Raw genomic sequence first — 20351 nt, 5'->3', positions numbered from 1 at the left:
GGGAGGTAATGAATATGGCAGTAAAACAAAAGGTGCTTCGATTTGCAAATCAAGTTAGTGGCAATAAGCCTGGATCTAGAGGTTGGTTTACAGAGAATGACGCACGTTATAGAATTCTTGAACCTGTTGTTACAGATGAAATGGCAGAAGTTTTGCTTTGTATGACCCTTAGAAAAAAAGTTACAGCAGAAGAGGTTGCACCTTTATGCGGAAAAAGTGTTAAAAGAACAAAAGAACTTTTATTAGAACTGGCAGATATAGGTGTTTGCTTTGTTAACACTATCAATGGAGAAGATAAATTTTGGTATGAAACATGGGTACCAGGTATTATGGAGATGATGGTTAATAATAGAAAATATGCTTATAAATACCCTCAAATTGCTGAATCCTTCGATGCATATGGCATAGAAAATGGACCGAGGTCAACAGGTAGTTTTCCACCAGGAGTTGGTCTTATGCGTGTCATCCCAATAGAAACTTCTATAAATGGGGAAACAAGAAGAGCATCCTATGAGGAAATATCAAAGTACCTTAATGAAAATGAAATTTTCTCAGTTTCCGATTGTGCTTGTCGTACTGCAAGAGAACTTATGGGTGAGGGTTGTGGTCACCTAAAAGAGGATATGTGTATTCAACTAGGTCATGCTGCTGAATATTATATTCGTACAGGAAGAGGTAGAAAGATTACTCGTGAAGAAGCTTTTGAAATTATAGAAAGAGCAGAAGAAAATGGTTTAATGCATCAGATACCAAACTTAGATGGTTCAGGAAAAACTCATGCCATTTGTAATTGCTGTGGATGTTCATGTCTTTCATTAAGGGGAGCTTCAATGTTTACAAATGCTGATATGGTTCGTTCTAACTATGTTTCTCATGTGGATAAGGATAAATGTGTTGCTTGCGGTGAATGTGTTGCAAATTGTCCAGTAAATGCTATACAGTTGGGGCAAAAGCTTTGTTCTAGCAAACCTGTTGTTGAAGCAATAGTGAGAGAGGAAACTCCACGTAATGCAGAGTGGGGTCCTGATAAATGGAATGTAGATTATAGAATTAATAGAAAGAATGTTGTTGACACAGGTACAAGTCCATGTAAAACTGCATGTCCTGCACATATTGCTGTACAAGGATATATTAAACTAGCATCTCAAGGAAGATATACAGATGCGTTAGAACTAATTAAGAAAGAAAATCCGTTTCCAGCAGTATGTGGACGTATTTGTCCTAGAAAATGTGAATCTGCTTGTACTAGAGGAGACATTGATGATCCAATTGCTATAGATGAAATTAAGAAATTCATTGCAGAACAGGATTTAAATATGAAAAATCGTTATGTGCCAAAAAAGAGACATGATTATGGAAAGAAAATTGCTATTGTTGGTGGGGGACCAGCTGGACTTTCCTGTGCTTATTATTTAGCTATTGATGGATATAAAGTAACGGTATTTGAAAAGCAAAAGGCTCTTGGTGGCATGTTAACACTAGGAATCCCATCTTTTAGACTTGAAAAAGAAGTAGTTAATGCAGAAATTGACATTTTAAGAGAATTAGGCGTTGAGTTTAAAACAGGCGTTGAAGTTGGAAAAGATGTTACTCTTAATGATTTAAGAGAACAGGGATACAAAGCTTTTTATCTTGCAATTGGTGCTCAGGCAGGGAGAAAAATTGGCGTAGAAGGAGAGGATGCTGAGGGAGTTATTTCAGGCGTTGATTTTGTACGTAATGTAAACTTGGGAGAAGATATAAATCTTAAGGGGAATGTAATTGTAATCGGTGGCGGTAATGTTGCTATTGATGTGGCAAGAAACGCTACAAGAGTAGGAGCCGCAAAAGTTCATATGTTCTGTCTTGAAAGTCGTGATGAGATGCCAGCTCTTGAGGAAGAAATTGAAGAGGCCATGTTAGAAGATATTGGCATAAATAATTCTTGGGGACCTAAACGTATTGTTACTGAAAATGGTAGGGTCGTTGGAGTGGAGTTTAAGAAATGCCTTTCTGTATTTGATGAAAATAAAAGATTTAATCCTACTTATGATGAAAAAGAAGTTAAATTTGTTAAAGCAGACTATGTACTACTTTCAGTAGGTCAATCAATTGATTGGGGCAATATACTTGTAGGTAGCAAGGTAGAATTAAATCCAAATAAAACAATAAAAGCTGATCCATTTACTTATCAAACTGGGGAAGCTGATATATTTGCTGGTGGTGATTCATATACTGGCCCAAGATTTGCTATAGATGCTATTGCTGCAGGTAAGCAGGGGGCAATTTCAATTCATCGGTTTGTTCAGCCAGGACAAAGTTTAATTAATGGTCGTGATAGAAGAGAGTATCATGAATTAGATAAGAGTAGTGTTGAAATTGGAGGATATGATAACACCCAAAGACAAAGACCAGGACATATAAATGGAGTAAATGCAAAAGAGTCATTTAAAGATGTACGTGCTACATTTACAGAAGAACAGGTGAAAAAGGAAACTAGTCGTTGCCTTGGTTGTGGTGCTGCAATTGTAGATGAATTTATGTGCGTAGGATGTGGTCAATGTACAACTAAGTGTAAATTTGATGCTGTCTCACTTGTTAGAAAGTATGACAATGAAAGTGTACCATTAGAAAAGTTAAAACCAGTGGTTGTTAAGAATGTGATAAAACGTAAGGGAAGAATTACAGTTAGGAAGTTTCAAAAACTTTTTGCAAAAAAGCATTAGTCTAAGATTATATGCATAAGCAGAAGATGGGATAGGTGATTAATTTGCATGAACTAGGTGTTGTAATTGAAGTTGTTAACACTATAGAAAAAATTGCAATAAAGCAAAAGCTTACTAAAATTGATACATTAGTTTTACAAATAGGAGAGCTTTCATCAATGATTCCAAAGTATATTGAGGAGTGTTATCCAGCAGCGGTTGATGGAACAATGCTGCAAGATACGAAATTGAAAATTGAGATAATACCAGGAAATGCTATTTGTAAAGAATGTAGCAAGGTTTTTAATATTATTAAGGATGGTAAAAAATGCCCAAAGTGTGGAAGTAATAACTTTGGATTATTAAGCGGAAAAGAGTTTATGATTAAGGAAATTATTGCCTACTAAAATAAATCAAAAAAAATGTAATTGATTTTATTAAATTAATAGAGCTGCCGATTGAGGAGCAAAACTTCTTGATTGACGGCTTTTTTAAATGGATGAATATAGATATATTTACCTCAACTATTGGTTTAGTTATATAAAAATACAAGTTATTGAATATAAAAACAGTGTAAACTATAATTAGGTTGATTCATGAATCAACCTAATTATAGTTGGAGGATAAATGTATGGCTATTGAAATTGGAAAATAAATAAAAAGTTTACGTATAGAAAAGGGAGTTACATAGAAAATTTATTAAATTTTAAACTGGATATTGCTTTTGAAGTAAGTTTAAAAAAAGATTTCTTTAGAACTATAACTAATTATAGCTACAAGAGATTTTCAGCTAAAGACGTGGGAGAATACATTTCTCTTCAAGGTAATGAGATAACCCAGCTTGAGATGGACTATCTTACTCCTTTTATAGATATAATTAAATCTATTAATATATTTATTGTGTATAGAGTTATGTTTTTCGCTGTAAAACACGAAATAATATTCTCATATAGAATTTAAAAATGTAACTGAACTTAAAATTTGGTACAAAAATGGGCTTTATGCTTTATATTTACACAAAATGCATAAGATGATATAATAAAGAAAAATATAGATATAGGTAACTATTTATCTATTAAAATAATTTAAATTTACTGTTATTATTAATTTATTAAAGATATCTCTTTCATTTATTATTATTTTTTGGTATCATAAATCCTGTCTTGAAAAAACTAATTATTTTCTAAAAAATCCCTAAGGACAGTGATTTGAGTAAACTTCTCACATTGAGATTTCCTTACGGGTTAGTAATATTAAGGCCTTAGAGTTATGTTCAAGGTTATTGTATATATAAAATAGAGGTGAAGAAATGACTAGGGAATTTAGTTTAGATAAGAACTCGGAAATTCCTTTATATTCTCAATTAAAGAATGATATTATAGCTAGAATTGCTAGTGGAGAATATGAAGTTGGGTATAAATTGCCTTCTGAAAAAGAGCTGATGGAGTTATTTGATGTCAGCAGAACAACAGTAAGACAGGCGGTGGATATATTAGTTAGGGAAGATTATTTAGAGATTAAACGTGGAGTAGGAACTTTTGTTAGGAAACAGAAAAAATATAATGTTTGGGGCTTGGAAGAATTGAGAAGCTTTGAAGATGAAGCTTTTAGACAAGGATTAGAAACTAGAACAGAAGAGTTAGGTATGAATATAGTAGATTTAGATGAAGAATTAAAAAATATTTTTGGAGATAAGTATGATAGATTCTATAAATTAATTAGACTTAGATATGTGGAAGATGAACCGTCAGTATTAGTGGATACTTATGTTCCTTGCGAAATAGCACCAGGGTTGGATAAGTATAATTTTTCCGAAGTATCTTTATTCTCTACATTAAAGAAAGATTACAATGTGATAATAAATTATGCTAAAAAGACCTTTGGAGCAATAAATGCAGATAGGAAAGCTGCCAAGTTATTGGATATAGAAGAAGGAACAGCTATACAACTAGTTAAAACCGTGACCTATAATGATTTAGAGAAGCCTTTTGAATACTCCATTTCAAGAGATAGAGGGGATATGACTAGGTTTAGTGCAATTTTAAAATATAAAAGTTAATATGCCTTTATACATAGAAGAGGTTGTTGCATTAAGAAATTTACATATAATATATTGTCTTGGAAATTTAAAGCCAGCATAATATATTATAGTATTTATTTTTAGTGCAACAGCCCTTTTTTATTATAGAAAAATCTTGACAAAATATTTAGATATAATATAATAAAAATAGACATCACGACATAATGATGTCATAAGGAGGTAGTTAAATGAGATTAAAAGATAAAGTAGCCGTAGTCACAGGTGGTGGCAGTGGTATAGGAGAAGGAATATGTTTAGAATTAGCTAAACAAGGAGTAAGGGTAGCTGTAACAGATATTAATAAAAAAGGAGCAGAGAAAGTAGCTAATGCTATTAAGGAAAATGGTGGCATTGCTAGTGCTTATAAATTAGATGTTACAGATATGAAGAATATTAAAGAAGTAGGTAATTCAGTTAAGGAAGAGTTTGGATTAGTGGATATTTGGGTTAATAGTGCAGGGATATCTATAATAACTCCATTTTTTGAACATACTGAAGAAATTTGGGATATGACAATGAATATTAATTTAAAAGGTCAATTCCTATGTTGCAAGGAAGCAGTCAGCCAGATGTTAGAAAATGGTGGTGGAAGTATTATAAATATGTCATCTCAATCGGGTAAAGTAGGAACAAATAATTATCAGGCGTATTGTGCTAGTAAGTTTGGAGTGATAGGATTAACTCAATCACTTTCTAAAGAATTTGCTAAGGAAGGAATTAAGGTAAATGCAATTTGTCCAGGTGTAGTTAATACTCCTATGTGGGAGAAACAGGCAGCTGATTATGGTAAGAAGAAAAAATTAAAGGAAGACGAAGTAATGGATTACTTTAGAGGGAAAATTCCAGCTCATCGAATAGGAACAGTAGAAGATATAGCGAAATTAGTAGTGTTTTTATCAACATCAGATTCAGATTATATAACAGGTCAAGCATTAAATGTTAATGGTGGAGATTATATGGCTTAAATTTTATTTAAATAAGGTGAGGAGGAAGGTAAATGGACGTTAAAATAAAAATACAAAAGTTTGGAGGTTTCCTAGCAGGAATGGTCATCCCAAATATAGGAGCTTTTATAGCATGGGGACTTATAACAGCATTTTTCATTCCTACTGGATGGTTTCCGAATGAACAACTAGGAAGTATGGTTCAGCCAATGATAAGATTTTTACTGCCTATATTAATAGCTTTTACAGGTGGTAAGATGATTCACGGTCAAAGAGGAGGGGTGGCAGGAGCTGTTGCTACAATGGGGGCTATAGTAGGTTCAGATATACCTATGTTTATGGCAGCTATGATTTTAGGACCATTGGGAGCTTTTTGTATTAAGAAGATAGATGAGTTTTTAGAAGGTAAGGTAAAATCAGGTTTTGAAATGTTAATTAGTAACTTTACCATAGGAATTTTAGGTATGGTATTGGCTATATTTTCATTTAAGATAATAGGGCCTATAATAAGTACAGCAACAAATGTAGCTGTATCAGGAATAAATGCAATTATAAAGGCTAAGTTACTACCATTATTAGCAGTTATTATAGAGCCAGCAAAAGTTATATTCTTAAATAATGCTATAGACCAAGGAATCTTTGTTCCATTAGGCGTTCAAGACATAGCAAAACATGGACAGACTATATTCTTTATGTTAGTTTCAAGTCCAGCACCAGGAGCAGGAATATTATTAGCTTATTCAATGTTTGGCAAGGGAAATAGTAAAAAATCAGCACCATCAGCACTATTGATTGAATTTATTGGAGGTATTCATGAAGTTTACTTCCCATATGTATTAATGAAGCCAGTTATGTTTTTAGCAGTAATATTTGGAGGTGTAGCCCAGGCTTTTGTTTGGAATTTGGTTGGAGCAGGGTTGGCAGGATATCCTCACCCAGGAAGCATAGTATCATTTTTAGTAATGTTACCTAAAAGTGGATTTATTAAAGTTATGCTAGGTATATTAGCAGGTATAGTAGGCTCTTTCTTATTAGCATCTTTCTTTTTAAAGTCAGATAAAAGTGAGAAAGAGGATGAAGAAATGGGATTAAGTGATGAAATTGGTGATATGTTAGGTTTAGAAAAAGAAGATTCTGTTTTATTGACAAAAGATATAGACACTATAGTATTTGCTTGTGATGCAGGAATAGGTTCAAGTGCTATGGGAGCAGGTATTTTAAGAAATAAGATAAAGAAAATAGGTTTGAATATAAAAGTAGAAAATTATGCAGTAGATAAGGTACCAGAAGGAATAAAATTAGTAGTTTGTCATAAAAATTTATATAATAGAGCAAGGAAAAATTTACCAAAGGCGAAAATTAAAACAGTAGAATCCTTTTTAAATGATCCAGCTTATGATATTCTTATAGAAGATCTTAAGAAGGGAGAAGTTAAGTAATGAATATAGAAAAAGATATTTTATACTTTGATTTACCTAAGATGGAAAAGAAAGAGGCTATTAAACTAGCAGGAAAGAAATTACTAGAACATGGATTAATAGAGCCAGAGTACATAGATTCTATGCTAGAAAAAGAAAAGACAGATCAAACATATATAGGAAATAAGGTAGCTATCCCTCATGGAACATTAAAGGGAAAGAAATATGTTAATAAATCTGGAGTAGTTATACTACATTTTAGAGAGAGTATAGATTATAGTGGGAACGATGTAAACCTTATTATAGGAATAGCTGGTTTAGATGGTGACCATTTAGAAATATTATCTGAAATAGCTGTAAAACTTTCTTCAGAAGAAAAGGTAAAAAGATTAATAAATGCAGGTTCACCAGAAGAATTTATAGGTATATTTAAAACCGAGTAGCAGCAAAATAAAAGGGTCAGAGGATTTCCCATCTGGCTCTTTTTCCTTTTACCCTATTCAATGCACATGGAAACTGTGGTAAAGCTTAAAAGAAAATATATTGGTAGAGCCAATTGAATTCATGGCATGGATGCTTGATAAATTATATTCTAGGAAAGAGGAATTAAGTAAAGAGTTGGATGGAGTTATGGAAGTTTGGTTAAGTCTTAATAACTAAATATAAGATTAAATTTTGTGACCTCCTATATTATTTAGGGGGGCAAATTTTACAATCTTTTTTATCTCATAAATCTAAAAATTATACTGATTATATATCAGTATTGTATAGTCATCTCATAAAGCAGCACTGCTAGTATGCTTAAAATATGTACAAGTATAGAATATAATGGTAGTATATTGTAGAAAGAATTATTACATTACAAAATCATTTAATTATTCAAGCCTAAGGCACATTCAAATAAATAACAAGTCAGTATGCTAGTCTATTTTGCGTCATACTGCGTCATCAGAACCCACCGATAGTTCTACTAGCGGCGGAACCTGCTTCCTTGTCTGACACAAAATATACCAGCATCTTTGACTTGTTATTTATTTTCATGTACCTAAAGTGAAAGTGTTAAAAATAATTGGAGGTGCCATATGAGGAGAATAAATAAAAATCAGCTAAAGAACATAGAAAGTTACATAATGGAAAATGGCAGAACTATTGAAAAAGCAAAGTGGAATTATACCTTTAATGCTGGTGATAAAGATGCTATCATTTCAGAACTATTAAAATATCAAAATAGTGACGGTGGATTTGGCAAAGGGCTTGAGGCTGATATCTTGATGCCTTATTCATCTAGCATTGCGTCAACTGAAGCTATTTTTATTGCTTATGAATATGAATTAAATTGCAAGGAAAGCTGGTTTAAAAACTTACTAAATTATTTTGAAAATACCATTGAAGATGAAACTATAATTTGTTCATTTTGGGAAAAAGTATCTGGTAAGGTAGAAGAGTATCCCCATGCATCTTGGTGGAACTATTCTGAAGAAACAAGGTTTACACCTAATCCTTGTGCAGTGGTAGCTTCTGCGTTTTTAAAATATGGCAGTGAATCTCAAAAATCACTAGGACATAAAATAGCAGAAAGGTGCATTAAATTTTTAAATAGTGACGAGCCGTGTTATGATCATGATTGTTATTGTCTTCAAACACTTATTAAAGTTTTACAGGAAATTCATTCAGATTTAATTACTCATACTACAATACTTCATATGAATAGAAGAATTTTGGGGTGTCTTTGCACAGATACAGAAAAATGGATGGAGTATGTGGCACAACCACTTGATTTAGTAGCATCGCCTGATTCCCAGTGGTACAAGCTAGTTGAGCCATATATTGAAGAAAATATAAACTTTTGGCTCCATTCATTAAATGAAGAAGGTTATTGGCAGCCTAATTTTTCTTGGGGAGTAGACAGTGAAATTTCAAGAGAAGTGACTAAAATATGGAGATGCTATATATCTGTGAAAAGAGCTAGGATTTTAAAGGCCTTTAAAAATAATTTATAAAGATAAAATAATTACAAATTAAGCAAGATATATTAAATAGATAGCTAGTAAAATTCATTAAGTTTTACTAGCTATTACATTATTTAGGAAAATAAAAGACATGCTTTGGATAAAAAGTATCAACATGGTATAATTAATTAGTGTTTGCTTATAAAATATAGAAAGTTCGTAAAATTTTGTGGAGAATATTAACTGTAACATTATAATAATGGGAGTGGATTATATTGAAAAATAAAACTAAAATACATTTTATGGGAGTATGTGGAAGCGGAGCTGCACCTATAGCAATTATAGCAAAAAACATGGGATTTGATGTGTCAGGATGTGACTTAAATGTGTCTGGTTATTATAGTGATGTCCTTACAGAAAACAATATAGAAGTTATAAAAGGTCATGATTTAAAACATATAAAGGACGTTGATATTTTAGCTATATCACCTGCTATTTTAGATATTTCTCCTAATCATCCAGAAATTGTAGAAGCTAGGAAACGTGGAATTTTAATGACTTGGCAAGAATTTTCATCTAAATATATACAAAATGAAAAATTTGTTATTTCTATTGCAGGAACCCACGGTAAATCAACAACTACAATTTTAATGGGCCTTGTTTTGGAAAAGGCAGGGTTAGATCCAATTGTTGAAGCAGGAACAACTTTTAAGCAATGGGGTGGGGGTTATAGAATAGGAAATTCAAATTATTTTGTTTGTGAGGCGGATGAATTTAATAATAATTTTTTAAATTATAATCCTTCTATAGCTATAATAAACAATGTTGAAATGGATCATCCGGAATTTTTTAAGGATTTAGGTGAAGTTAAAGATTCTTTTAAAAATTTTATAAAAAAGCTTAAAAGCCCAAGAACTTTAATTGTCAATGAGGAAAGTATAGCTCTTAGAGAAGTATTAGATGAATTAAAGGATTGGATAAAAGAGAAACAAGTAAGGGTTATAGGATATTATATAAATAATAGGTTTGAGTTCCCTTTTGATGTTGAATATAAAGCGATATTGGGTTCATCTACTACTGAATATTCAACATATAAAATAATAAATGGGGGTAAAGAAAGTGATTTTCAATTAGGATTAATAGGCAAACATAATATTGAGAATTCTTTAGGTGTATTTATTGCTGCTTTAGAGTTAGGTATTGATATAAATATAATAAGGGATTCCTTTAAAAATTTTAAAGGAATAGGAAGAAGATTAGAATTAATAGGGAGCATTGAAGATATTAAGGTTTATGATGATTTTGCTCATCATCCTACAGCTGTGGCATCAACATTGGATTCAATTAAAATTATTTATCCAGGAAAAAAAGTTTTTGCCATCTTTGAACCACATCAAATTTCAAGAATAAAGCTGTTTTTTAATGAGTTTGCTTCAGCATTAAGAAAAGCAGATAGAGTTATTATTTCAAAACCATTTTTAGGGAGGGAAGCAAATAAAAATATTGAACCAATTAATTTAGAAGAACTTATTAGTGAAATAAATATAAATACAGCAGAATATATAGAAAACTATGATGAGATATGCAGCAAAATTGTTAATGAAATTAAAAATGGAGACATAATTATAGTTTTTGGAGCTGGTGAATCGTATAAATTATCTAGAAAAATCATTGAAGTATTAAAAGAAAAAAGTAAGAATACTATTAAGAAGGCATAAAACAGTATATTTTACTCCATTTTTTAATAATCTTACAGAGATATTGTTGTAAAGCAATGAAGCTTGTGCCTAAAAGCACAACTTCTTTGTATATTTATGCAAAGACACTGTAAAATTCAAATTTGAAGTTTACAGTGTCTTTATATATTATGATTAACCAATGCAGTGGAATTATGAAATTTCTTCTCCATGAGTTGCGTAAGAGCTGGGAACAATAAATTAAATTTAAATAGTTCCGTCGATTCTTATGCAACTCATTCTAGAAAAATTCCATAATTCAAGTAATGTAATACTTTTTGTGTGTTAATCATATTATTGGTTCCTTTAATTATATTGTTAAAGTTAAGATGCGACTAATACAGCATCAAGATTATATTTTTAGTGTAAAACGAAAAAATGAGCTTATAACTGCAATCATAATATATAGATAAGGTTCCAATTTTGTAATTGTTCTACAGTCAGGCGTTGTTTGGAGCGCTGTTTTATTAGCAAGTTTATGAAAAACTTTACTCATAATATTAAAAACAATCCACCCACAAATAGTCCCTATGGTATTCATTATTAAATCATCAATATCCGTTGCACGATATGGAATAAACAGTTGACCAATTTCAATAATAAGTGAAAATAATATTCCTTGAGACAGTGTTGGCAAAAATGTTCTATATTTTCTCCATAATGTTGGCAGTAAAAATCCAAAAGGCATAAAAAATATTATATTAAGTATTGATGATATTTCAATTCCATCTTTAAAAGGTATTAAATTTATATTAGGATCAAATATAGGTCTATTGAGCCCCGAAAGCCTTTGCCATTCCCCTAAAGAAGGAAATCCTACTACTTGTGTCAATGCAATTACAAGATACAATATAAACATGTATCCAAAAAAGTAATGTTGCCAACTTATTTCATTTTCAAAGTCCTTATTACTCTTGGCTAAGAAAATATTTAAAATAGCTATTAAAATAAATGATATTATAAAACCTAGTAATTCACTCATATTGTTTTATCTCTCCTCTCTTTTTTAAACTTAATATTAACTACCTAATTAAAATTTAAAACTAAACAAAAATACTCCTTTTGAAATTTTTACTGCCAAATACAAATATATTATATAATTAACTATTTAAAATTAATTTAAAAATATCTTAAAACTTTCTTAATATAGTAATTACAAAATACTTGTAATAAAGGGCTATTCAATAAATATTGTGCAAAGTCCCTATAAAATATAGTAGCCACTTTGCATATTTTACTAATATGTTTTTAAAAATCTTTTAGGCACTTGCATGTTAAATCTTAACTGTTCTGTAGTAATAAATTTTATCTTTTTATAAATATTTATAAGTCATCCAATACATGCGCAATAAATTATATAATGGCAAAATAAGATATGATTTATATCTTTAAGTCAAGGATTAGTAGTTGAAATTTTGGTGAGAAGATATTATTGAGGAGTAGAGAAGGCTATACTCGCAAGTAGATAAATAATTATGAAAAAATATTTCATTATGAAATCAAAAACTTGAAATTATTTTGCAAACATATTATAATGGACGTAGTTAAGAAATTATAGTTACAATTGTTTGAAAATTTTTAAATACTTAAATATATATAATATTCAAGGACTGACTGGGGGTGGCAGTATGACATATCAACAGGTTTTGATAAGGTTCTCTTTAGCTGTAATAATGGGAGGAATTATTGGATATGAAAGAGAGTATCAAAAGAGACCTGCTGGATTTATTACGAATATATTAGTTTGCGTAGGAGCTGCAATTACTTCTATGATACAATTATATTTGGTTCAAGATTCCATAGATATAATAGGACAATATCCTCAACTTACAAATGCTCTTAAAGTTGATAGCGGTAGGATTATATCACAAGTTGTATCAGGAATTGGTTTTTTAGGAGCAGGTACAATAATACATAATAAAGGGTCTATTAAAGGTCTTACCACTGCAGCTACTTTATGGGTAGTAGCCTGTATAGGTATTGCAATAGGTATGGGGTATTATTTTTTAAGTATCGTATCCACTATTGGTGTTTATTGTGTGTTGGTTTTGTTAAAAAAAGTGAAATTTAGGATACAAGATAAGAATTAAGAGAAATAATTTTTTGCATAATATGAAATAAAATTTCCGATTACATATGAAAAAGGTAAATAAAATTTTAATTAAGTTTTATACAAAAATCTATTTAATTTTTATAGAGAGGATGTTTAATTATGAATATTAACCTTGATTTATTAACTACTGAAAAGAGAAATCCAAATACAATTGAAATAGACAAATTACCAACGGAAGAAATCATAAAACTTATAAATGAAGAGGATAAAAAAGTTGCATATGCAGTAGAAAAAGAGATATTAAATATATCAAAAGCTGTTGATTTGATTACAAAAAAATTATATGAAGGTGGTAGATTAATTTATTTAGGGGCAGGTACTAGTGGCAGATTAGGCATATTGGATGCTTCTGAATGTCCACCAACCTTTGGAGTTTCTCATGAAATGGTACAAGGTATAATAGCAGGGGGAGGTAAAGCAATATTTAGTGCTGTGGAAGGAGCAGAAGATAGTAAAGAAGATGCAGTTAACGATCTGAAAAAAATTAATTTTAATAAAGGTGATGTGTTAGTAGGAATAGCTGCAAGTGGAAGAACTCCATATGTTCTTGGCGGACTTGGATACGCTAGGGGTATAGAAGCAGTTACTGTAGGGGTTACAAATAATTATAATTCTGAAATATCAAAGATAGTAGATGTTTGTATAGCAGTTGAGGTAGGTGAAGAAGTAATTGCAGGTTCAACTAGAATGAAATCAGGTACTGGTCAAAAAATGGTTTTAAACATGCTGAGTACAGCAGCTATGATAAAACTGGGGAAGGTATATGAAAATTTAATGGTAGATGTAGAATCAACTAATATTAAATTACAGGAAAGATGTAAGAAGATAGTTATGGAAGCTACTTCTGTTGATGAATCAGAAGCTAAAAAGTATTTAGAAATAACAGATTATGATGTTAAGCTATCAATATTTATGATAAAAACGGGATTAGACAAATTAAAATCAAAGGATACTTTATATAAACATAAAGGATATGTTAGAAAGGCTTTAGAGTCTGTAGAAAACAAATAGGTATATTTTAAATATCTTTTTTTATTTAAAATAAATAAAAAATATTAGGGAGGTTCATGTAATGTCTAAATTATTACCTAAACAATTAGGGGAAAAGATTTTAGAAAATATTGGTGGCAAAGAAAACGTTTTATCAGTTACTCATTGTGCTACTAGATTAAGGTTAGTTCTAAAAGACAAAGGATTAGTGGACAAGGCTAAACTTAATAATGTAAATGGAGTTCTGAGTATTGTAGAACAAAGTGGTCAATTTCAGATTATATTAGGACCTGGTACTGCTGGAAAAGTTGCCAATGAATTTGGAAAGCTTGTTGGTCTTAAAGTAGGAGAAGTAGATGAAGTAAAGGCTAGAAAAGAAGAGCTAAAAGCAAAAAACAGTACTCATTTTAAACTATTTTTAAAGCATTTATCAAATATTTTTATTCCGTTGATACCTGCATTTGTTGGTTGTGGAGTTATTTATGGTTCATCTAAATTGTTAATGAATTTAGGAGTAATAAATAAAAACACTTATGCTATGTTGGGAGTTATAGGTAAGGCTATATTTACTTATATGAGTATAATGGTAGGTATGTATACTGCCAAAGAATTTGGTGGTAGTATTACTTTAGGAGGAGCAATAGCTGGTATTTTAAGTTCACCAGGTTTGGCTAAAGTCGCTATAAGTGGTAAAAATCTTGTACCAGAGCAAGGTGGAATAATAGCTGTTTTAATAGCTTGTATGTTGGGTGCATGGTTAGAGAAAAAGATTAGAAAAATAATGCCATCAATTCTAGATTTAATATTAACACCTACCATAGTTTTATTGGTAATAGGGCTAGGTAGTATCTATGTAGTACATCCTTTGGGTGTAATGTTAACTCAGGGAATCAGTAATGTTGTAAATGTATTAATTGATAAAGGTGGAGTTTTAGTTGGTGCAGTTTTATCAGGAACATTTTTACCATTAGTAATGACAGGACTTCATAGAGCTTTAACACCTATAGAAGTAAGTTTATTAAAAGAAACAGGATTGGATTTATTAAGACCTATTTTAGCAATGGCCGGAGCTGGACAAGTTGGAGCAGGAATAGCAATTTACTTAAAAACAAAAAATAAAAAATTAAAGAATATAATAGGAAGTTCATTGCCAGTAGCTATGCTAGGAATAGGAGAACCACTAATGTTTGGTGTAACATTACCTTTAGGAAAGCCTTTTGTTACAGCATGTGTTGGCTCTATGATAGGAGGAGCATATATATCTATAATGAAAGTAGCATCTATTGGTATTGGATTATCTGGATTACCATTAACTTTATTGATACCATCAGAAAAGATAATTCATTATATAATAGGAACTTTATTAGCTTATGTAGGAGCATTTTTACTAACTTATTTTACTAAATGGGATGATTTATCTGATGATATGGGAGAGGGAATGGAAGAAAATTCAGTATTAAATGAAGTGTTGCATTTAAAATAGTTAATATCGGAGGAATTATAATGAATTTTGAATTTCATATGCATTCCGTTTATTCAGATGGAAGTTCTACAGTTGAAGAGATATTTGAAAGCGCTAAATCTTTAAAATTATCTGCTCTAGCAATAACAGATCATGATACAGTATTAGGTCTTGAAAAAACAAATGAATTAAGTAAAAAATATGGTATACCTTTTATACCAGCAGCAGAATTTACAGCTTTAGAAAATGATATAAGGTTCCATGTTTTGGGATATGGCATAGATTATAATTCTTCAGAATTAATAGGATACTCCAAAGATATATTGGAAAAATTAAATAATAAGTCTAGAAAACAGATAAAATTAATGCAAAAGAATGGTATTAATATTCAAGAAGAAGAATTTTATAAAGAGGGTCAAGGAGGCCCTCTTTATAGAGCTAAAATGCTTAAAGTACTAAGTAAACATGGATATTTAAAGAAAGAAAATATAATGACTTCTTTAAGATTTTATTTTGGAAAAGATGCTCCTTATTATGTGGAAGACAATTTTAAATACTATGGTTTTCAAGAAATATGCAATTTAATAAAGAACAATAATGGCATAGTAGTTTTAGCTCATCCAGAAAAAATAAAGAAGAAAGATGATAAGTTGTATGAAAATTTAATAAATAGTAGTTTGTTAGATGGATTAGAAATATATCATCCTGCAAATAGTTTGAAATTAAGGCAAGAACTTAAAGAAATAGCTGATAAAAAAGGATTGATTATAACAGGTGGATCGGATTATCATGGCGAATATAATAAAGCTAAAACCCCAATTTGTGGAATAGAAATTCCCAAATGTATTTATGATAATTTATCCCCATATTTACAAAATAAATGATATGACTATCCCACAAAAAGCATTATATTACCTGAATTATGAAATTTCTCTGGAATGACTTGTATAAGAGGCAAAGGAACTGTTTAAATTTATTGTTCCCAGCTCTTATGCAAGTCATGGAGGAGAAATTTAATAATTCCATCATATTATACCTTATGGTGGGTTAATCATGATATAATATAATCACTTTATATGTATAAAATTAAGCCATTTAGTAGTAATGATAGTGCTTAATTTATATGGAGGTGGATTTTTGAGTAGTATTTTAAAAATAAAAAATTTGCAGAGTAGTTTTACGGATTCTGAAAACAAAATAGCTAAATATATATTAGAACATGGAATTGAAGTTTGTAATTTAACTGCTGAAGAATTAGCTAATACCACGAATACAAGTCCCGCAAGTATTATAAGATTTTCTAAAAAAGTAGGTTATTCAGGGTTTCAAGAATTAAAAATTGCTATAGCTAAGGATACAGAAAAAGATAATTTTAATGAAAATAAAATTTATGAAGCTATTACATGTAAGGATTCTACTACTGAGATTATAGAAAAAATAGCATTAGAAAATATAAAAGCTATAAAAGATACTATAAAATTATTAGACAAGGATTCTATAGATAAAGCAACAAATGTTATGATTAATGCGGATAAAATAAATTTATTTGGAGTAGGTAGTTCTTCTTTAGTGGCAGCAGATCTTCAATATAAACTAGTTAGAATAAATATGCCAGCAGTCTTACATGAAGATTATCACTTACAATTAGTTTCAGCTTCAAATATGAATGAAAAATCTGTAGCTATAGCTATTTCTCATAGCGGAAAAACAAAAGAAACGTATAAAGCATTAGAGATAGCTAAAAAAGCAGGAGCTAAAACTATATCTATAACTAAATTTGGAAATAATCCTATTAGTGATATGGCTGATATAAATATATATACTTCTGAAATAGAAACCAAGCTTAGAATGGGTGCTATAGCATCAAGAATAGCTCAACTTACAGTGATTGATATATTATTTGTTAATATTATTAAGAAAAACTATGATGTAATACCACCGTATATTTTAAAAACAGGTCATATAATTGGAGATCTTAAAATGAAAGATTAAATGTTTTGGTGAATTTTTTTTAAAATAACTTTACAAAGGTGCTTGCTGTGTTTTTAGAAAGGGGAAATAAAATGTTTAAATTTCTTAAGAAAAATAAGACTGTAGAATTGGTATCACCAATTGCGGGAAAGATATTACCTATAGAGGAAGTCCCAGATAAAGTATTTTCGGAAAAAATAATGGGGGATGGAGTTGCTGTAGTCCCTAAAGATGGTAAGATTGTGTCTCCAGTAGATGGAACTATTGCAACTATATTTCCAACCAATCATGCTATTGGACTAGTCACTAAAGAGGGGTTAGAAGTACTTATTCATATTGGTTTAGATACTGTTGAATTAAACGGACTAGGATTTAAGCGTAGGATTGAAAATGGCAGCAAAGTTAAAAAAGGAGATATGCTAATGGAATTTGATCCAAATTTGGTTATGGAGCATGGAAAATCACCAATAACACTGGTGATAATAACCAATATGGATAAAGTTAAACATATTGAAAAAAATAGTGGAGATATTAAAAGAGGAGATGAATTTATATTTACTTGTTTTTTATAGGTTATACTTTTTAGAATTTAGTATGTTTTTCTTTTTGCTTTACATATAACTAAATTTTAAAAATTCAATATTGAGCATTAAATGAAATAATAATATAATAGTTGAATTAAAGTAATTTTTAAATAACTTTTGCAAATATAAAATTTACGACAATTATTGGATTCTGAACCATCAATATATAAATATAAATTATCCTTGCAACGGGAAAAATAACTTATAAAATAACTTAAGTGAGGATAATAACATATGAAGAAAAAATTGAGAATAGTATTTGGGATAATCTTTGCTATATGTAGTATTTTTGTAATAAGTTCTTCAATGGAAAATATAAGAGCAAAAACTAAATCAGATGAATTAAAAAAGGCTAAATTGGTTTTTCCTGTAATAAGTGATGTACATATTGGGGGAGCTTTATTTTCAGAGAGAAAATTTAAAAGTGCACTTAAAGATTTAAAAGAATTATATCCAAACTACAATGCAATAGCTATAGTGGGCGATTCCGCAAATAGTGGTAGGAAAAGTGAATATAAAAGTTTTATGGCTATTTTAAATAAATATAAAGAATCCAATGCAGAGGTTATGTTATCTATGGGAAATCACGAGTATTATTGTAAGGGATTTACTAATAGAGAACATGAAGGTACTTTTGTAAGTGAAACTGGTATGCCTGCAATATATTATGATAAATGGGTAAAAGGATATCATTTTATAATCTTAGCTCCAGAAAATAATGGTTATGCCAAGCTTTCTAATAAACAATTAAACTGGCTTAAGGATACTATAAGTAAAGATGCAAGTGCAGATAAACCTATTTTTGTATTTTTACATCAACCATTTTATGATACAGTCTTTGGAAGTGACGCTTGGGCAGGCATAGAAAATCATGAAGAATTATACAATATCTTAAAAATGTACCCTCAAGTTATGTTTTTTACAGGGCATTCTCATTATAACTTAGATAATGAAAAAACTATGTGTAAAAAAGATTTTACCATGTTTAATACAGGTGCAGTAAATTATATAATGACAAAAGGAGATAGATATGAACCTGTAAATTTAAGTCAGGGATTAGTAGTTGAAGTTTTTGATCATAAAGTGGTAGTTAGGTGTAGAGAATTTTCTAACCACAAGTGGATAAATAAATATGAAGTAAAACTAGGGAAGTAAAACTAAAGAAGGCTATTGAACAAGTTGAGCAGTGGGAAAAAACAGGAGAATCTTAGCTATTAGCAAAGAGTAAAATGGCAAGAGGTTACTATTAATAGTAAATATAAATTAACTACAGGTGATTTAAGTAGTTACTGTAGTAATAAATTATACACTTGACGAAGACTATTAAATTAATTTTAAAGCAGTTTTAGTATCTAACTGCTTTTTTTGTGGTACACATGGATACGCTGCAATTATTAAAAATTAATGGAAAAGGAGGTTGCTATTTTGAACATGTCAATAATACAATTAGAATATAAATTATGTATTAGATAAAGAATATAGGACACATAAAATTGGGGGTAATGATTATGGAAATAAAAGCTTATAAAATAAATGCATTTGCTAAAACTGTAGAGGGTGGAAATCCAGCAGGAGTTGTAATAAATGCAGACTCTTTATCTGAAAATAATATGAAGGAGATAGCTAGTATATTAGGGTTTAGTGAGACGGCATTTGTTATGAGGTCAGATTGTGCAGATTTTAAGATTAGATTTTTTACGCCTGTTGAAGAGGTTGAACTTTGTGGACATGCCACAATTGGAACATTTTCTACATTACTAGCTGAGGGCTACATTAAACCTGGTAAATATACGCAAGAAACAAAAGTAGGGATATTAGATGTCCAGGTAAAGGAAGATTTATCAATAATGATGAATCAGACGACTCCAAGCTTTTTTGAAATATTAGATAAATCAGAAATTGCTGACTCCTTGAACATTGCTGTAGATAGTATAGATAAAAAATTGCCTATACAGATCGTATCTACTGGACTTAGAGATATAATGATTCCAATAAAAAACATAGATGTTCTTAATTCAATCAATCCGAATTTTAACAAAGTAGCGGAAGTTAGCAAGAAATACAATGCAACTGGTTATCATATCTTCAGCTTACACTCTATTAATAATTCCAATGCTCATTGTAGAAATTTAGCACCTCTATATGGAATTCCAGAGGAATCAGCAACAGGTACATCTAATGGTGCCCTTGCTTGCTATTTGTTTAAATATGGCATAATTAGTCCTAAAAATTATAAGAATATAGTTATTGAACAAGGTTATTCAATGAAAATGCCATCGGAAATTCTCGTGTCTTTAAATGTTCAAGGTAAAGAGATTACTGAAGTGAAAGTTGGTGGAAAAGCACTAAATCTAAAAGAAATAGAAGTTAGTATTTAAGAAAAGACAAAGTTTAGGAGGAAATAGTTAAGAATTTGGTAA

At 30.2% G+C, this 20351-nt stretch carries 17 protein-coding genes; 16 read left to right on the top strand and 1 reads right to left on the bottom strand.

Features of this window, described 5'->3' with window-relative positions; translation table 11 throughout:
- Window positions 1–14 precede the first annotated feature (14 nt).
- The 8 genes from CC89_RS08645 to murC all read left to right on the top strand — a co-directional run bounded on the left by CC89_RS08645 (window position 15) and on the right by murC (window position 10793).
- Complete coding sequence (locus CC89_RS08645; RefSeq protein WP_035291077.1) at window positions 15–2705, top strand: FAD-dependent oxidoreductase; 2691 nt, start codon at window positions 15–17, stop codon at window positions 2703–2705.
- A gap of 44 nt (window positions 2706–2749) precedes the next feature.
- The gene (locus CC89_RS08640) at window positions 2750–3091 is read left to right on the top strand and encodes a hydrogenase maturation nickel metallochaperone HypA (RefSeq protein WP_035291076.1); all 342 of its coding nucleotides are present in this window, start codon (window positions 2750–2752) and stop codon (window positions 3089–3091) included.
- Window positions 3092–3993: 902 nt separating this feature from the next.
- Window positions 3994–4743: a GntR family transcriptional regulator gene (locus CC89_RS08635; protein WP_035291075.1), complete on the top strand. Its 750-nt coding sequence runs from the start codon at window positions 3994–3996 to the stop codon at window positions 4741–4743.
- A gap of 209 nt (window positions 4744–4952) precedes the next feature.
- The gene (locus tag CC89_RS08630; protein WP_035291074.1) at window positions 4953–5729 is read left to right on the top strand and encodes an SDR family NAD(P)-dependent oxidoreductase; all 777 of its coding nucleotides are present in this window, start codon (window positions 4953–4955) and stop codon (window positions 5727–5729) included.
- Between the two features lie 32 nt (window positions 5730–5761).
- Window positions 5762–7147: a PTS mannitol transporter subunit IIBC gene (locus CC89_RS08625; RefSeq protein WP_035291072.1), complete on the top strand. Its 1386-nt coding sequence runs from the start codon at window positions 5762–5764 to the stop codon at window positions 7145–7147.
- The gene (locus tag CC89_RS08620; RefSeq protein ID WP_035291071.1) at window positions 7147–7569 is read left to right on the top strand and encodes a PTS mannitol transporter subunit IIA; all 423 of its coding nucleotides are present in this window, start codon (window positions 7147–7149) and stop codon (window positions 7567–7569) included. The genes CC89_RS08625 and CC89_RS08620 overlap by 1 nt, the downstream gene beginning before the upstream one ends.
- Window positions 7570–8208: 639 nt before the next feature.
- Window positions 8209–9126, top strand: a complete 918-nt coding sequence (locus CC89_RS08615) for a hypothetical protein (protein WP_035291070.1) — start codon at window positions 8209–8211, stop codon at window positions 9124–9126.
- A gap of 224 nt (window positions 9127–9350) precedes the next feature.
- Entirely contained in the window at window positions 9351–10793 is a 1443-nt protein-coding gene (gene murC, locus CC89_RS08610) for a UDP-N-acetylmuramate--L-alanine ligase (protein ID WP_035291068.1), read from the top strand.
- 370 nt (window positions 10794–11163) lie between these two features.
- Here the strand turns inward: murC and CC89_RS08605 are convergent, their stop codons facing one another.
- Window positions 11164–11793 carry a VanZ family protein gene (locus CC89_RS08605; protein WP_035291066.1) on the bottom strand — a complete coding sequence of 210 codons (630 nt, stop codon included), beginning with the start codon at window positions 11791–11793 and terminating at the stop codon, window positions 11164–11166.
- 646 nt (window positions 11794–12439) lie between these two features.
- Here CC89_RS08605 and CC89_RS08600 point away from each other — a divergent pair.
- The 8 genes from CC89_RS08600 to CC89_RS08565 all read left to right on the top strand — a co-directional run bounded on the left by CC89_RS08600 (window position 12440) and on the right by CC89_RS08565 (window position 20309).
- Entirely contained in the window at window positions 12440–12901 is a 462-nt protein-coding gene (locus tag CC89_RS08600; protein WP_035291346.1) for an MgtC/SapB family protein, read from the top strand.
- Window positions 12902–13023: 122 nt separating this feature from the next.
- Window positions 13024–13935: an N-acetylmuramic acid 6-phosphate etherase gene (murQ, locus tag CC89_RS08595; RefSeq protein WP_035291064.1), complete on the top strand. Its 912-nt coding sequence runs from the start codon at window positions 13024–13026 to the stop codon at window positions 13933–13935.
- A 61-nt stretch (window positions 13936–13996) separates the two neighbouring features.
- A complete protein-coding gene (locus CC89_RS08590; protein ID WP_051931611.1) occupies window positions 13997–15397 on the top strand; it encodes a PTS transporter subunit EIIC in 1401 nt (466 codons plus the stop codon).
- A gap of 20 nt (window positions 15398–15417) precedes the next feature.
- A complete protein-coding gene (locus CC89_RS08585; protein ID WP_035291063.1) occupies window positions 15418–16260 on the top strand; it encodes a PHP domain-containing protein in 843 nt (280 codons plus the stop codon).
- Between the two features lie 253 nt (window positions 16261–16513).
- Entirely contained in the window at window positions 16514–17368 is an 855-nt protein-coding gene (locus CC89_RS08580; protein WP_035291061.1) for a MurR/RpiR family transcriptional regulator, read from the top strand.
- Between the two features lie 71 nt (window positions 17369–17439).
- Complete coding sequence (locus CC89_RS08575; protein ID WP_035291060.1) at window positions 17440–17919, top strand: PTS sugar transporter subunit IIA; 480 nt, start codon at window positions 17440–17442, stop codon at window positions 17917–17919.
- Window positions 17920–18165: 246 nt separating this feature from the next.
- A complete protein-coding gene (locus tag CC89_RS08570; protein WP_035291058.1) occupies window positions 18166–19086 on the top strand; it encodes a metallophosphoesterase family protein in 921 nt (306 codons plus the stop codon).
- Between the two features lie 353 nt (window positions 19087–19439).
- Entirely contained in the window at window positions 19440–20309 is an 870-nt protein-coding gene (locus CC89_RS08565) for a PhzF family phenazine biosynthesis protein (protein WP_035291057.1), read from the top strand.
- The last annotated feature ends 42 nt before the right edge of the window (window positions 20310–20351 follow it).

Source organism: Clostridium sp. KNHs214, assembly GCF_000744935.1.
GTDB lineage: Bacteria > Bacillota > Clostridia > Clostridiales > Clostridiaceae > Haloimpatiens.
The sequence above is the reverse complement of the archived record's forward strand: the minus strand, read 5'-3'. Positions and strand labels throughout refer to the sequence as shown.